General features: G+C 69.5%; 12 protein-coding genes and 2 pseudogenes. 5 read left to right on the forward strand and 9 right to left on the reverse strand.

Features of this window, described 5'->3' with window-relative positions:
• Positions 1 to 438 precede the first annotated feature (438 nt).
• On the reverse strand, positions 439 to 804 hold the full coding sequence (locus E1286_RS04445; RefSeq protein WP_132608991.1) for a cupin domain-containing protein: 366 nt from the start codon (positions 802 to 804) through the stop codon (positions 439 to 441).
• Positions 805 to 1,011: 207 nt separating this feature from the next.
• Positions 1,012 to 2,469: a flavin-containing monooxygenase gene (locus tag E1286_RS04450; RefSeq protein ID WP_281282618.1), complete on the reverse strand. Its 1,458-nt coding sequence runs from the start codon at positions 2,467 to 2,469 to the stop codon at positions 1,012 to 1,014.
• Positions 2,470 to 2,627: 158 nt separating this feature from the next.
• Between E1286_RS04450 and E1286_RS04455 the strand changes: the two genes are divergently transcribed.
• Entirely contained in the window at positions 2,628 to 3,287 is a 660-nt protein-coding gene (locus E1286_RS04455; RefSeq protein WP_132608993.1) for a TetR/AcrR family transcriptional regulator, read from the forward strand.
• Between the two features lie 443 nt (positions 3,288 to 3,730).
• Here E1286_RS04455 and E1286_RS51150 read toward each other — a convergent pair whose 3' ends face one another.
• Complete coding sequence (locus E1286_RS51150) at positions 3,731 to 4,603, reverse strand: NADP-dependent oxidoreductase (RefSeq protein WP_281282619.1); 873 nt, start codon at positions 4,601 to 4,603, stop codon at positions 3,731 to 3,733.
• A 61-nt stretch (positions 4,604 to 4,664) separates the two neighbouring features.
• Positions 4,665 to 5,345: a TetR/AcrR family transcriptional regulator gene (locus E1286_RS04465; protein WP_132608995.1), complete on the reverse strand. Its 681-nt coding sequence runs from the start codon at positions 5,343 to 5,345 to the stop codon at positions 4,665 to 4,667.
• Positions 5,346 to 5,431: 86 nt separating this feature from the next.
• Between E1286_RS04465 and E1286_RS04470 the strand changes: the two genes are divergently transcribed.
• Positions 5,432 to 6,742 carry an MFS transporter gene (locus E1286_RS04470; RefSeq protein WP_132608996.1) on the forward strand — a complete coding sequence of 437 codons (1,311 nt, stop codon included), beginning with the start codon at positions 5,432 to 5,434 and terminating at the stop codon, positions 6,740 to 6,742.
• A gap of 6 nt (positions 6,743 to 6,748) precedes the next feature.
• On the opposite strand, the gene E1286_RS04475 is transcribed toward E1286_RS04470, so the two are convergent.
• Positions 6,749 to 7,042: a hypothetical protein gene (locus E1286_RS04475; RefSeq protein ID WP_132608997.1), complete on the reverse strand. Its 294-nt coding sequence runs from the start codon at positions 7,040 to 7,042 to the stop codon at positions 6,749 to 6,751.
• A gap of 34 nt (positions 7,043 to 7,076) precedes the next feature.
• On the opposite strand from E1286_RS04475, the gene E1286_RS49005 reads away from it, so the two are divergent.
• Positions 7,077 to 7,271, forward strand: coding sequence for a substrate-binding domain-containing protein (locus E1286_RS49005; RefSeq protein WP_281282620.1), 195 nt, complete (start codon positions 7,077 to 7,079; stop codon positions 7,269 to 7,271).
• A gap of 254 nt (positions 7,272 to 7,525) precedes the next feature.
• Here the strand turns inward: E1286_RS49005 and E1286_RS04485 are convergent, their stop codons facing one another.
• Entirely contained in the window at positions 7,526 to 10,792 is a 3,267-nt protein-coding gene (locus E1286_RS04485) for an AfsR/SARP family transcriptional regulator (RefSeq protein WP_132608998.1), read from the reverse strand.
• 194 nt (positions 10,793 to 10,986) lie between these two features.
• Here E1286_RS04485 and E1286_RS04490 point away from each other — a divergent pair.
• Both E1286_RS04490 and E1286_RS04495 read left to right on the forward strand, forming a co-directional pair.
• A pseudogene (locus E1286_RS04490) lies at positions 10,987 to 11,696 on the forward strand (SDR family oxidoreductase).
• Between the two features lie 173 nt (positions 11,697 to 11,869).
• Entirely contained in the window at positions 11,870 to 12,301 is a 432-nt protein-coding gene (locus E1286_RS04495) for a nitroreductase family deazaflavin-dependent oxidoreductase (protein ID WP_132608999.1), read from the forward strand.
• Positions 12,302 to 12,320: 19 nt separating this feature from the next.
• Here the strand turns inward: E1286_RS04495 and E1286_RS51870 are convergent, their stop codons facing one another.
• From E1286_RS51870 to E1286_RS04505, 3 genes and pseudogenes are all read right to left on the reverse strand, one after another.
• A complete protein-coding gene (locus E1286_RS51870; protein WP_425464737.1) occupies positions 12,321 to 12,407 on the reverse strand; it encodes a zinc-binding dehydrogenase in 87 nt (28 codons plus the stop codon).
• Between the two features lie 9 nt (positions 12,408 to 12,416).
• A pseudogene (locus tag E1286_RS51875) lies at positions 12,417 to 12,694 on the reverse strand (NADP-dependent oxidoreductase); the annotation flags it as partial.
• Positions 12,695 to 12,757: 63 nt separating this feature from the next.
• The gene (locus E1286_RS04505; protein WP_132609000.1) at positions 12,758 to 13,984 is read right to left on the reverse strand and encodes a cytochrome P450; all 1,227 of its coding nucleotides are present in this window, start codon (positions 13,982 to 13,984) and stop codon (positions 12,758 to 12,760) included.
• Positions 13,985 to 13,998 lie beyond the last annotated feature (14 nt).

Below are 13,998 nucleotides of genomic sequence, written 5' to 3' on the forward strand. Positions count from 1 at the left end.
CGCTTGGCCAGGGTGGAGCCGGCGGTGCTGCTGCCCATGCCGTCCAGTGAGGTGTCGGTGCTCCGGTTAGTGATCTAGTGGCGGCTGTTGCCCGTGCCGTTGAGGCGCCACTGCTGGTTGTCGCGGCCGTTCCACGCTGCCTGCCGGGCATTGGTGCCGTTGGCGGAGTCGCCTCAGCCGTCAATCACCAGGCCGTTGCCACCAGCACGCGTGCTGGTGGCGCCGACAGCGGTCAGCCCGATAGGTGCTGGACCGTATGCCTTCCAGGAGGACATCACCGGCGGAGCACAGCGACGCGTTGGCCACGGGAACACTCCGCTCTGGCGGAGGCGAACAGGCCGGCGGGCACTTTGGTCATGCCGGTGCCCTCCTGCACCATGCCGCGTGCGCCGAGGTCGACTTGAGCAGGTATACGGCACCGCCGCACCGGGAAGTTTGTCAGGCCGGGTCGGGTGCGTCGTCGGGGAGCACGGCGAACAACAAGCGTGCCGGGGGCTGGACGATGCGGGTGATGTGGCCTCCCTTGATGTCCGCGGCGAAGGCGGTGTCGCCGGGGCCGAGCCGCCGCGTCTGCCCGCTGGTGTCCTCGGCCTCGATCACTCCGCGCAAGACGACGACGAACTGGCGGGCAGGCGCCGGATGCGCCGGAATGGTGATGTCGGCGAGAAGATCGATGAACTGCAGCGAGACCACTTCGGTAGGGGTGGTGGACAGCATGGGCGGCACACCGGGACCCAGGTCGGTCTCGTGTTGTTCAAGTGTCACCGAGCTCAATCTGCTGCCGCCATCGCCGTCGTTCTCCATCGCGGGAAGGTGCAAGGTCATTTCTCGTGCTCCTGTTCTTCGGCGGGCCGGGGTTGTGCTTCACGTGCCAGGGTGTGCTTCAGAAGTGGCGAGGCGCGGGAGCCATCAAGGCGACGGCTTGCCCTGGCGGGGTGCGCGAGCCGCCAGGGCGACGGCTTCGCCCCAGACGGGAGACGGAAGCCGTCAAGGTCGGGGCTTCGTCGCGCGTCAGGCGACAGGCGCTTTGAGGGCGGACACCGACCGAGAGAATCGCATGGCGCCGTCTTCCAGCGATCCGTGGCGCATCAGCAGCACATCCCGCAGGTAGTTCTGATGCAGCCGCCACGGTGCCGCGGGCCCCTGCTTGGGTAACGCGTCGATGCCGCGCGTGACGTATCCGGACTTGAGGCCTATGAATGGTTCGGTCGGCGGCACGGACGTGATCGGCGCGCAGAATCGGTAGCCCCGCTTGTCCATGTGATTGAGCAGCCGGCAGACGTAACCGGAAACGAGGTCGGCTTTGAGCGTCCAGGACGCGTTGGTGTAGCCGATGGTGAACGCGAAGTTCGGGACACCGGAGAGCATCATGCCCTTGTAGGTCGTCGTCGCGCCGATCTCGACGGCCGCGCCGTCGACACTCAGCGTCATCCCGCCGGCGAACATCAGGTTCAGGCCGGTGGCCGTGATGACGACGTCGGCCGGTAGCTCCCTTCCGGACGCGAGCTGGATCCCGTTCTCGGTGAACGTGTCGACTCTGTCGGTCACGATCGACGCGCTCCCCTCGTGCAGGGCCTTGAACAGATCGCCGTCCGGCACGACGCACAGCCGCTGGTCCCACGGGTCGTAGCGCGGCCCGAAGTGGAGGTCTGCGTCGTAGCCCAGCGGCAACTGACCACGGACGCGCTTGAGCAGCAACCGCTTCACCAGCCGGGGCCGTCGCCGGCTCAACTGATAGAACAGCAGGCCCGTCAGCACGTTCTTCCACCGCACGATCGATGCGGCGGCCTTTGCGGGTAACATGCCGAGCAGCACGTCGGCGACCGGGTCCGTGGACGGCGCCGACACGACGTAGCCCGGTGAGCGCTGCACCATCGTGACGTGCTCGGCCGCGTGCGCCATCGCGGGAACAAGCGTCACGGCCGTGGCGCCGCTGCCGATGATCACGACGCGCCTGCCTGTGTAGTCGAGATCCTGCGGCCAGTGCTGGGGATGCACGACGGGTCCGGTGAAACGCCCGGCGCCCGGGAACTCGGGTGCGAAACCCTGGTCGTAGCGGTAGTAGCCGGTGTTGGCGAAGAGAAATCCGCAGGTCAGCCGTACGGTCTCGCCGGTGTCGAGGCGTTCGGCCTGGACCGTCCAGCATGCCTTGGCCGTAGACCATTCGGCCCGGGTGACGCGGTGGTGGAACCGGATCTTGCCGGCGACGCCGTGCTCTCGCGCGGTGCGCCACACGTATTCGCGGATCGACGCGCCGTCGGCGATGCCCTTGGCCTTGGGCCAAGGGCTGAACCGGTAACCCAGGGTGAACATGTCGGAGTCGGAGCGGATGCCGGGGTAGCGGAACAGGTCCCACGTGCCGCCGATTGCCGCGCGGGCTTCGAGAATGGCGTACGTCCTGCCTGGGCGCTTCTTTTGCAGATGGCAGGCGGCGCCGATGCCGGACAGGCCCGCCCCCACGATCAGCACGTCAACGTGTTCGAGTGTCATGGCTCTCGCCCTTCAGCCGCCGGTGGCCGCGTGTACGGCACTGAAAGTATCGACGCCATGTCGATTGTGTCAACATTGTGTCGAGTACGTCGACTATATGTCGATAGCCTGCTGCCGGGTCCGCTAGGGTGAGGCGCATGACGCTCGACAGCACCGCGAAGCCGCGCGCGAGCCGTGGTCGCCGGCCTTCCCGGCCCACGGGCGACGATCGAGAGCTGGCCATCCTGTCCACTGCGGAGAAGCTGCTCGAGCAGCACGCGCTGAGCGAGATCTCGATCGACGACCTCGCGCGCGGCGCGGGGATCTCCCGCCCGACCTTTTACTTCTATTTCCGGTCCAAGGACTCGGTGCTGCTCACCCTGCTCGACCGCGTCATCCAGAAGTTGGACCAGGCCGTGGTCGGCCCGAGCGAGCGGCTCAGCGAAGATCCGGTGCGCTACTGGCGTGAGTGCCTCGAAGCGACCTACACGACCTTCAGCGCGCACCGCGCGGTGCTGACCGCCACCGTTCAGGTTCAGCACACCAACGCCGAGATCCATCGCTGGCGTGCCGACCGGGCGGAGAGGTGGGTCACCCGCATCTCGCAGGCCATCGAGGCCGAGCGCGCCCGCGGTGCCGCACCACCCGGGCCACGAGCCCGCGATCTCGCCATCGCACTCAACCTGATGAACGACCGGGTGCTCTACTCCACCTTCACCGGCGACGAGCCCGCGGTGCCCGAGTCCGACGTGATCGACGTCCTGCTCAACATCTGGCTCACCACCATCTACCAGACCACCCAGCCCATAGCCGGCTGACCTCCCCGCGCACGGGCAGGTTGGCACCGGCAGCGGAACCAGCCGTCTCCGGTAGCGGAACCCTCGCAGCGGACCGCATCGAGCCGCTGCGCCGGAGTTCGCCGCGGCCAGGTACGCCGCGTTCTCCATCATGATGACCGCGGCGCGGCTGGCGGCCAGGTTCGGAGGTGCCGCTGGTGCGCTGCTGCGGGCTGCTGGCGGCCCTGGGGTTGGCGCTGCTCGGCGGGCATCAGGGGGCGGGTTCCTGTCCGGAGCCGTCTGATGACGGGCGATGACGTGGAGGGTGTGGACGACTGTGGTGCGTCGTAGGTCGAAGAGGTTCTTGCGGGTGTCTGGCGGCGGGCGCGGCGGTGTTGCCAACAACCGATGTGGGCCGGCCGGCCAGCCATGGTGCTCGCCACAGCTCCACACGCGTCCGGGAGTCGGCGAAGAGCGCACCTTCCTCAGCTGATGTTGATCACGACCTTGCCGCGGCTGTGCCCGCTGCCGACGTCGCGCTGTGCCTCCGCGGCGTCGTCGAGGGTGTATTCCGCTCTGATGTGCACGGAGATCTGGCCCTTCTCGTGGTAGGAGAGCATCTCGGTGAGACCTTCGGCGCTGCGGACACCGGTCCAGTCGCGGATGCCGAGGGCAGCGATCTCGTCGGAGAAGACCATGGTCACCACGCGTTCCGGGTCGTGGGCGACTTCGAGTGCCGCGCGGAGCCCGTCGACCTCGGAACCAAGAGCGGCGTCGACGCCGTTCGGGGCGATGGCGCGAAGCCGTTCCACGAGCCCGGGCCCGTAGGCAACCGGGACCGCACCAAGGGATCGCAGGTAGTCATGGTTGGCCTGGCTGGCGGTGCCGATCACGGTGCTCGCCCCCATCGCCTTCGCGAGTTGGACCGCCATCGTCCCCAGCCCGCCGGACGCGCCGTTGATCAGGACGACATCGCCGTTGGTCACGCGCATCTGATTGAGGGCGTTGCGGGCACCCTGTGCGGCCCCGGAAAACCCGCCGGCGATCTGCCACGGCATGTCGGCCGGCTTCGGCGCGACCTGGTCGTACGGTACCGCGATCCATTCCGCGTAGCCGCCGAGCGTGCTGAAGCCGAGGACGGCGTCGCCGACCGAAAATCCCGTGACGCCCGCACCGACCCGGTCGATCGTGCCGGCGAACTCGTTACCCGGCACGATCGGGAAGTCGCCCACGAGCGTGCGGGGGAAGCGTCCTTCGCGGACGCCGCAGTCGAAGGGCTGGACCCCGGCCACCTTGATCTGGACACGTACCTGCCCTGCTTGAGCATCGGGCTCGTCCAGCTCGACGGTGCGCAGCACCTCTGGGGGTCCGAACGAGGACAAGGCGGCGGCTTTCACGGGTGTCTCCTTCTGTCGACCTTCACTCGGATTGCTGGGCGCCGCCTGCGGGAGGCACCCATCTCATGGCGAACAGCTCGTATCCAGGCGGCTGACCGGGCACCGGCCCCGCGGGAACGGCCCTGAGGCCGTCGAGCGCGATGGCGATGACGCGTTCTCTTGCGTTCCTGGCCGCGTCGTACAGTTCGGTCCGTCCCTGCCGTTGCAGTTGTTCCTGAAGCGGGGACTTGGAGAGTTGCTCGATGAGCAGCTCGAGATCGACCGGGGTCACTCCGGCGCGGAGCACTTTGGCCTGGTGTGCGCGCTCGACGAGCCGGGCCACTGCGCGGTCGCCCTGCTCGGCCAGGTCGGTCATCTCGTCGGTGGGCTCGAAGGTGCCGGCCACCGGCGCCAGCGAACCGGGGCCCGAGCGGATCGACGCCATCGCGTAGTGCATCAGGCCCTCCCACGGATCGTCCATGGCCAGGCCCTCCGTCGCCGCGTCGAGGTATTCCCGCAGCGCGATCAGGCAAAGCCGCTGGAACAGCTCCTGCTTCGTGCGGTAGCGCCGATACAGCGACCCCACCCCAACCCCGGCCCGGGCCGCGATCGACGCCACCGACGCGTGCACGCCGTCCACCGCCAGCACCTCGCGGGCTGCTCGCAGCAACGCTCGGTCGTTTCGGGCGACCTCCTCGCTGCGCCATGAACGCGAACTCGTCATGGCGGCAGTCTACACAGTTGCGGAGTGATTCGCTCCGCAATTATCGTACGATGCGGAGCGAAACGCTCCGCAACAAAGGAGGCGGCATGTCCCCCAGCACATCCGACATCGGTGACATCGATCCGGCACCCAGGCACGCCCGACTCCCACGGCCGCTCCGGCCATTCCGGACGGGCCAGTACCGGCTGCTGGCCACCGCGCTCGGTCTGAGCCTGGCCGGCAGCGGCATGTGGGCGGTCGCGGTGGTGTGGCAGGTGATCGCGATCGGCGGGGGTCCGTCCGAACTCTCCCTGATCGGCACCGCGGGCGGCGTCGGACTGGTCGCGACCGCCCTGCTGGGAGGCGTCGTCGCCGACCGCGCGTCCCGGCGGCGCATAATCCTGCTCGCCCAGTCCGCCAAGGCGATGGCCGCCGGCTCGGTGGTCGTCACCGCCACCATGGACCTGCTCACCCCCGGACAGCTCATCGTGGTCGCCGTGGTGCTCGGGATCGCGGACGGATTCTTCTACCCCGCCTACTCCGCGCTCGTCCCCGCTGTCGTCCCACAAGACGATCTGCTCACGGCCAATGGGATCGAAGGCATGCTGAGGCCGACGCTGATGCAGGCGGCCGGGCCGGGCGCCGCCAGCACACTCATCAGCGCCTTCGCGCCGAGCATGGCGTTCGCCGGCATCGCCGGCGTGCATCTCCTGGCCGCCACGTGCGCCGCTATCATGCGCGAACCCGAGGCGCGCGACCGTACGGCGCGGCCGGGCAGCCCTGTCCGGTCGGTAGTGAGCGACCTGCGGGCCGGGTTCGCCTACCTGCTCACGACGCCGTGGCTGGTCGGCACGCTGGCGTTCGCCGTCACGCTCGTCCTGGTCACCATCGGACCGATCCAGGTCCTGCTGCCGTTCACGATCCGCGACCAGGGAGTTGGCGGGCCTCAGGCGTACGCGCTGGCCCTCGCCTGCTACGGCCTCGGCGGGGTGATCGGCTCGCTCACGATGTCGGCGCTGACCCTTCCCCGGCGCTACCTGTCCGTGATGCTCCTGACCTGGGGTGGAGGCTGTCTTCCGCTCGCCGTCCTCGGGGCGGCCGACCAACTGTGGGCTGTGATCGCCGCGCTTTTCCTGTGCGGCGCCCTTACGTCCGGCGCGGGCGTCATCTGGGGAACACTGCTGCAACGTCGCGTCCCGCCCGCCATGCTCGGCCGGGTCTCCAGCCTCGACTTCTTCGTCTCGCTCAGCGCGGCTCCCCTGTCCATGGCGCTGGTCGGCCCGGCGGCAGCCGCCTGGGGTAGCCGGCCTGTCTTTCTCGTGGCAGCCGTCGCCCCGCTGACGGTCGCCGTACTGGCCATCGCTCTCGCCCGCCTCCGGCGTGACGAGATCGACCACCCTCTCACCCGCGCGCGATGAGCAGGATCATGTACGGGCATCAAGGCCGGCGGGCGCTGTGCCGTCGCGAAGCGCCTTCAGCGCGCCGCCCCATGCGACGACCTCATCCAGCATGGCGCGGACCGCGCGCTCTTGGTGAGCGGCCGGTTTGAGGACGCTGAAGTTCTCGAAGTCGGTGGCCAGGGACAGGGCGACCTGGGAGTCGGGCGGTGTCACCGCGCGAACTTTCCGATCGTGCTGGTCAGCGACCAGGTGCTGGACGCGCGGGTCCTGCACATCGGCATCCAGAACAGACAGGTCTCCCTCGCGGTAGTGCGTCACCTGCTGAGCGCGGGGAGGCGGCGGCTGGACGCGGATAGACGGGCAGCAAACGCTCGAGGAGCACCTCGACGCCGGGCGGTCGATGCCGGACGCCATCTTCGCCACGAACGACTCGCTCGCCTTCGGCGCGCTGCGGGCACTGCGCTCCCGCGGCGCGCGGGTTCCGGAGGAGGTCGCGGTGGTGGGCTTCGACGATGTCGAGGGGCACGCTTCACGACGCCCTCGCTGACCTCGGTCTCCGCTGACGTGGAGGCGCTGGCTTTTCAACGCCGTCGCGATGCTCCACGAACAGATCACTGGCAAGCCCGGTGGACGCGGGCCGCGCATCACGGTGGATCTCGAGCTGAAGCTGCGAGTCGAGTCAGTGAGGCGGGACCTCGAAGATAGCCCGACGTGTTTGATCACCACGTGTCAGCCCGGAGCGCTGCGTGCTCACGTCCAGCCGTCCATGCGCCAAGCGGGCGCGTGTCCAGGCGTATCCCGTCACGTGTCGAGCAGTTCCGCGTCGTCCGGGTTCAGGGCGGTGCCCAGTTCGAACTCGGCTTCGAAGCTTGCTTCACCGAGTGCCGCGCGTAGCGCCGCGGTGATCCGGCCCACGTCACCGCGTTCGGCAGCCGGCAGCGGCGCGTCCACCGAGGCGCGGGCCGCGGAGGCCACACCGAGCAGGCGTGTGGCCCGCAGAGGGTGACCGGCGAGTGCCCACGCCCCGGCGAGCCCCTCCAAGGCCAGGGCGATCGCCCGAGGATCGCCGGTGTCCCGGGCCGCAACCAGCCCTTCCCGATGCAGCTCCAGTGCCGTCTTCGCGTCCCCGCGCAGTTCCGCGACGAAGCCGAGCTCGGCCAGGATCAGCGCCGCCCCGTACTCCGCGTCGAACTGCCGGTTCCACTCCAGCCACCGGCGCAGATACGACTCCGCCCGGTCGAGCCGGCCCTGCCGGCGCGCCCCCAGGGCGAGCCCGAGCTCGGCGTACTCCTCGGCCGGTTGGTCTCCCTGCTCAATGGCGAGGCGCCTGGCCCGCTCGTGGAATTCCTCGGCCCCGGCGTGGTCGCCGGTCAGCAGGGTGATCCTGCCGAGCTCGGACCAGCGCATCGAGGCGTCGGTCCACAGCCCCAGCTCCTCCGCCATCCGCGCCCCCTCCCGGTGCAGGCGGGCGGCCCGCGGATAGTCGCCCTCGATCTCCGCCAGCCGTCCCAGCACGGCCGTGGCCTGCAGTTGCCCCCACCGGTCACCGGCCTCGTGGAAGAGCTCGAGACTCTCCTCGCCGTCACGCCGGGAACCCTTCAGATCGCCGCAGACGTAGGTCTGCATGCCGCGGGTGCTGAGCCCCGCGGCGAGGCCCCAGCGATCGCCGAGCGCACAGGACTCAGTGAGCATCCGGTTCAGCAGTTCCGTGCCCACCGCGGAGTCGCCGAACCTGGTGACCGCGTAAGCGAGCAGCCAGCCCGCCCTGACCCGCTCATGGGGGTCGCGGATGCCCTCGTACACTTCCAGGACGGCCTGGCTGTGGCGTGCCGGTCCGTCCGGGGCGCCGGACAGCAGGCTCATCCCGGTGTGCCAGGCCACGGTGCCCGACCGGTCCGGTACCCGGCCGGCCGCAGAGTCCGCCTCGCCCTCACCGCCGCCGGAGGAATCGCCGGGCAGGGCGAGGGCTATGGCGAGGTAGCGCTTGGCCTCGCTGAGACGACCGCGCAGGAACCAGTACCAGGCCATCGCGTGGACGAGCCGGCGCATCAGGTGGCCGTCGCCGTCCGCGGCGGCGCTGTCGAGCGCGCTGCGGATATTGGCGCTCTCGGCGTCCAGAAGCCGGAGCCGGCGCTGCTGATCGGCGCCGCGCAGTAATGGATCCGTCCGTTCGGTGAACGCCACGTAGTAGTACGCGTGAGCGCGCCGTACCCGCTCATGCTCGGTTTCCCGCAGCCGCTCCAAGAGGTACGCCGACACCGACTCGAGCAGCCGGTACCGGGTGCCGTCCGCATCGTGGGCGACCAGCACAAGAGAACGGTCGACCAGACGGGTCAGCAGGTCCAGGACCTCGGCGGGCTTCACACCGGCACCGGCGCAGACTGCCTCGGCGGCCTCCAGCGTGCAGCCATCGGAGTGGATGGCGAGCCGGCGCAGCACTGCCTGCTCGGCCGCGGTGAGCAGTTCCCAGCTCCAATCGATCATCGCGCGCAAGGTCTGCTGCCGTGCGGGGACGCCCCGATGACCGCCGGTGAGCAGCCGGAAACGGTCGTCCAGACGCTTGGCCACCTCACGCACCCCGAGGACCCGGACCCGGGTCGACGCCAGCTCCAGGGCCAGCGGAATGCCGTCGAGCCGGCGGCAGACGGAGGCGATCGCACGGGCGTTGTCGTCGGTGAGGGCGAAGCCGGGCGAGGCCGCCGCAGCGCGGTCGACGAACAACCGCACCGCGCTCGACGCGCGCAGTACCGCCTGATCATCCGAGTCCGGGGGCAGATCAAGCGGGGGCACCGGCCAGACCTGCTCGCCCGAGATGCTCAGCGGTTCCTGGCTCGTGGCGAGGATCCGTACGCCCGGGGCGTCCCGCAGCAGCGCCTGGGCCAGGCCGGCGGCGGCCTCGATGACGTGCTCGCAGTTGTCGAGGACCAGCAGCAGGCGTTGGGTGCGGAGCGCGTCGGACAGACGGTCGAGCAGCGTGCGCGGTAACGGGCCGGAGCGGCCAGGGTCGTCCCGGACCCCCAGCGTCGCGGCCACGACCTCGGCCAGTTCGTCACCCGTGGTGGTGGCGCCGGACTCGGTGGAGAAGGTATGGGCGGCCAGCTCCACCAGCCAGACACCGTCCGGGTGGGAACCGGTCAGGCCGGACGCCACCTCTACCGCCAGCCGCGTCTTGCCGACTCCGCCGGGCCCGGTCAACGTCACCAGGCGGCCCGTCGCGACCAGGGCGCGGACCTCTGGCACGGAGTCCGACCGCCCGACCAGGGCGGTGGCCGGGACAGGCAGGTTGGTGTGGCGGCGCGGCGCGGACATGGGTGCCGGGACGGCCCGCAGGGTCGGGTCCTGCCGCAGGATCTCCCGTTGCAGGGCGGCCAGTTCAGGACCCGGCTCAAGGCCCAGTTCCTCCTCCAGGCCGCGGCGCAGATCCTGGTAGCTGTCCAGGGCCTCGCTCGCCCGGCCCGCGCCGTACAGAGCTCGCATATGGGCCGCGCGCAGCCGCTCCCGGAGCGGGTGACGGCGGGTCAGGTCGCCGAGCTCCCCGGCGAGAAGACCGTGCTCGCCCAGTTCGAGGCGGGCCTCGGCCTGTTCCTCCAGGGCCAGCAGGCGCTGCTCCTCCAAGCGCGTGATAGCCGGGCGCGCGAACTCGTCGTCGGCGAAGTCGGCGAAGGCGGGGCCGCGCCACAACGCCAGCGCCGCGGTGAGCAGTTCGGCGCGTTCGCGGGGGTCCGTGGCGGTACGGGCCCGTGTGGTGAGTGCGGTGAACCGACCTGCGTCCATGGCGTCGTCCGCCACGTCGAGGACGTAGCCGAGGGCCCGGTGCACCAGGACGCGCTGGCCCCCGGCACGGCCAAGCACCCGCCGCAGCCGCGACGCCAAGGTCTGCAAGGCAGCCGTGGGATTCGCCGGCGGCGCCTCTCCCCACAGTTCGTCCACGAGCCGATCAGCGGAGACCACCTGCCCCGGGGCCGTCAGCAGAGCAGCGAGCAGTGAGCGCACCTTCGTCTCCGGCACCACCACGGCTTCACCGTCCGCCGACCAGACGGCCAGAGGACCCAACACCCCGAAACGCATGAACTCACCGTACGGCCACGCGGTCATCCTCCGGCGTGTCAGCGCACCGCAAGCAGACCGACAGAAAACCGCGAGCCCAGGCCCGCACTCTGTGTGGTGCACCGGTCGGAGCCGGCGCACCACACACCTTGTAGGAGTCGATGATGAGCAAGTTCGCAGGCAAGAAGGCCGTCGTCACGGGCGCTACCCACGGAATGGGCCTGGCTATCGTCGAAGCGCTCTTGGACGGCGGGGCCGAGGTCGTCCTCACGGGCCGCAATGAGACGAACATCGAGCAAGCGCGTACCGAGCTGAAGCCGCACTCCGCGCACGTCGTACGCTCTGACGCGGGGAACATGGCCGACATCCGAGCCCTCGCCGGCACCGTGCGGGACAGGCTCGGCCGGATCGACTACCTGTTCGTCAACCACGGCATCGCCGAGGTTCAGACGCTTGAGGAGGTCACCGAGGACTCCTGGGACCGACACTTCGCCGTGAACGCGAAGGGCGCCTTCTTCACGGTGCAGAGCCTGTCGCCGCTGATCAACGAGGGCGGGGCGATCGTCTTCACCACCGTCGCCAACGATCTGATCTTCACCGGCCTGAGCGCCTATCCGGCTCCAAAGAGGCGGTACGGGCGATCTCCCACGTCCTCGCGGCCGAGTTCCTGCCTCGCAAGATCCGCGTCAACGCCGTGGCCCCCGGCTACATCAAGACCCCGACCATGGGTGTCGCGGGGCTGACCGAGGAAGAACGCCGCGAGTTCGAACGGCAGGGCAGCGAGACCACTCCGCTCAAGCGCAACGGCACCGTCGAGGAGGTCGCCGCGGCCGCGCTCTTCCTGGCCGCCGACGCGACCTTCACCACCAACGTCGAGTTCCCTGTCGACGGAGGGTTCGCCCAGGGCCTCAGCAGCGCGCACTGAGGCAGGCCCCGCTTCCACCGCTGCCCCGCCCATGTGCGGGGCAGCGGCCCATGAACGAAGAACCGAAAGGTCAGATCCATGACGTCGATTAGTGCCGTCGGCAGCAAGGCATCAGGGCGTGAGCTCGCGGTCGATGCGGGGTTCGCCCAGGGCATCACGGCGGGAGACCAGTGATGTGGGACGACGCCGCTGACAGCCCCGACCGCTCGGTCGCCGAACATGTCCGCCGCTACCTGGCCACGGACGGCCGTGACGGTTACCTGGAAGGAGGGGTGACCAACCTTGTCCTCACCGTCAAGGGCAGGAAGTCGGGCCGGTGTCTGCGCACGGGGCTGTTCTTCGAGGAGGACGACGGCCGCTACATCCTGGTCGCGTCCGGCTCGGCCGTCACGCAGACGCATCCCGCGTGGTATCTCAACATCGTGGCCAACCCGGAGGTCGGCGTGCAGATCCTCGGCGAGCCCTTCACCGCCCGCGCGCGTACCGCTGAAGGGCCGGAACGGGAGCGGCTCTGGCGCATGATGACCGAGCTCGCGCCGGTCTACCACACCTACGAGGCCAGGAGCCGCAGGCAGATCCCCGTGGTCGTCCTGGAGCACATCTGACCAAGGCAGGCGGATCCGGTCATCCGGCGACAGTGAGCACGATCTTTCCGGTGGTGCGGTTGGTCTCGCCGAGCTCATGTGCCTTGGCCGCCTGCTCGAACGGCAGGACGGTGCCGACCTCCGCGCTGAGATGTTTGGCGAGTTGCACGGCCAGATGGCCGACCCCGCCGCCCGCGGCATGGATCAACACGCGCTGGCCCGAGCGCACGTTCGCGGTGTCGTACAGGACCTGTCACGCGGTGAGCGCCGAGAGCGGCAATGCGGCTGCGTGCACGTGGTCGAGGCCGGCCGGCTTACTGGTGAAGTGCCGCGACGGGGCGGTCACGTACTCCGCGTAGCCGCCCGCCTTGTGGGGGAGCGCGGCATGCCGAAGACCTCGTCACCAGGCCGGAAGTGCGACGCGTGTGACCTGAACCTGGACCAGCCTGAGCCGGTCGATCTCATGCGATTGCGGCCTCACCAGGTGACCGGGAGTTCTTCAACGCCGTAGACGACGGCGTCCGGTTTGAACGGCACCTCCTCGACCGGTACGGCGAGCCGCAGGGCAGGGATGCGGCGGAACAGTGTGTCGAAGACGATCTGCAGCTCCATCCGGGCCAGGTGCTGGCCGAGGCATTGGTGCGGGCCGAAGCCGAAGGCGAGGTGGTGGCGGGCCCCGCGCTCGACATCCAGTTCGGCCGGATTGTCGAACACTGCGGGGTCCCAGTTGGCCGACAGGCTGGAGACGATGACGCCCTCGCCGGCCGTGATTCTCGCCCCGCCGATCTGCACGTCCTCGGTGGCCACCCGGGCGGCGACCGTGTCGGTGATGGTGAAGTAACGCAGCAGTTCCTCCACGGCCATGGGCGTCCTGCTCGGGTCGGCCGTGATCAGGGCCAGTTGTTCCGGGTGGGAGAGTAGCCCGATCACGCCGAGGGAGATCATGTTCGCGGTGGTCTCGTGTCCGGCGGTCAGCAGGAGGAAGGCCAGGCTCACCAGGCCCGCGTGGTCGAGGGTGCCGTTCTGGCGTTGCCAGGCGATCTGCCGGCTGACCAGGTCGTCGCCGGGTTCTGACTCCTTGCGGGTGATCAGATCATCGATGTAGGCGCGGAGCTCGGCGAAGGCTCTTTGGCGGTCCTGCGGCGACGAGGTCCGCCGCACCGCCACGGCGGTGCGGCCTTGGAAGAAGTCGTGGTCGGTGTAGGGCGCGCCGAGCAGTTCGCTGATCACCAATGACGGCACCGGCAGGGACAGCGTCCGCACCAGGTCGACAGGGCGCTGCTCGGTGGCGAGCAGGTCGTCGATGAAGTGGTCGACGATGTCCTGGATGCGCGGGCGCAGCGCGGCCAGCCGCTTCGCGGTGAACTCGCTGATCACTGGACGCCGGGTCGCGGCGTGTTCCGCGCCGTCCATGCCGATCATCAATGGTGGTTGGCTGCGGACCTGCCGCAGGGTCGTCGCATCGACGTTCAGGATCGGGAAGCCGTCCTTGCGCCGGTCGGAGGAGAAGCGCCGATCGGCGAGTACGGCACGGCTTTCCTCATGCCCGGACACCCACCACACCTCGGTGCCGCCGGTCAGGTGGACCTTGCTGATCGGCGCCCGCTCGCGCAGCCGCTCGTACTCGGCGGGCGGGGCGAACGGGCAGCCACGCTCGACCGGCAGTTCCTGTCCGGCGAGTTCGCCGGCAACGCTCTTCGTCATGAAGGACCTCCCAG

The organism is Nonomuraea terrae (genome assembly GCF_004348995.1).
Taxonomy (GTDB): Bacteria; Actinomycetota; Actinomycetes; order Streptosporangiales; family Streptosporangiaceae; genus Nonomuraea; species Nonomuraea terrae.

Bases quoted from the DNA above. Each gene is read 5' to 3' on its own strand.
- E1286_RS04445 (WP_132608991.1), bottom strand. From the start codon at position 804: ATGGAGAACGACGGCGATGGCGGCAGCAGATTGAGCTCGGTGACACTT.
- E1286_RS04455 (WP_132608993.1), top strand. From the start codon at position 2,628: ATGACGCTCGACAGCACCGCGAAGCCGCGCGCGAGCCGTGGTCGCCGG.
- E1286_RS04465 (WP_132608995.1), bottom strand. From the start codon at position 5,345: ATGACGAGTTCGCGTTCATGGCGCAGCGAGGAGGTCGCCCGAAACGAC.
- E1286_RS04470 (WP_132608996.1), top strand. From the start codon at position 5,432: ATGTCCCCCAGCACATCCGACATCGGTGACATCGATCCGGCACCCAGG.
- E1286_RS04485 (WP_132608998.1), bottom strand. From the start codon at position 10,792: ATGCGTTTCGGGGTGTTGGGTCCTCTGGCCGTCTGGTCGGCGGACGGT.
- E1286_RS04495 (WP_132608999.1), top strand. From the start codon at position 11,870: ATGTGGGACGACGCCGCTGACAGCCCCGACCGCTCGGTCGCCGAACAT.
- E1286_RS04505 (WP_132609000.1), bottom strand. From the start codon at position 13,984: ATGACGAAGAGCGTTGCCGGCGAACTCGCCGGACAGGAACTGCCGGTC.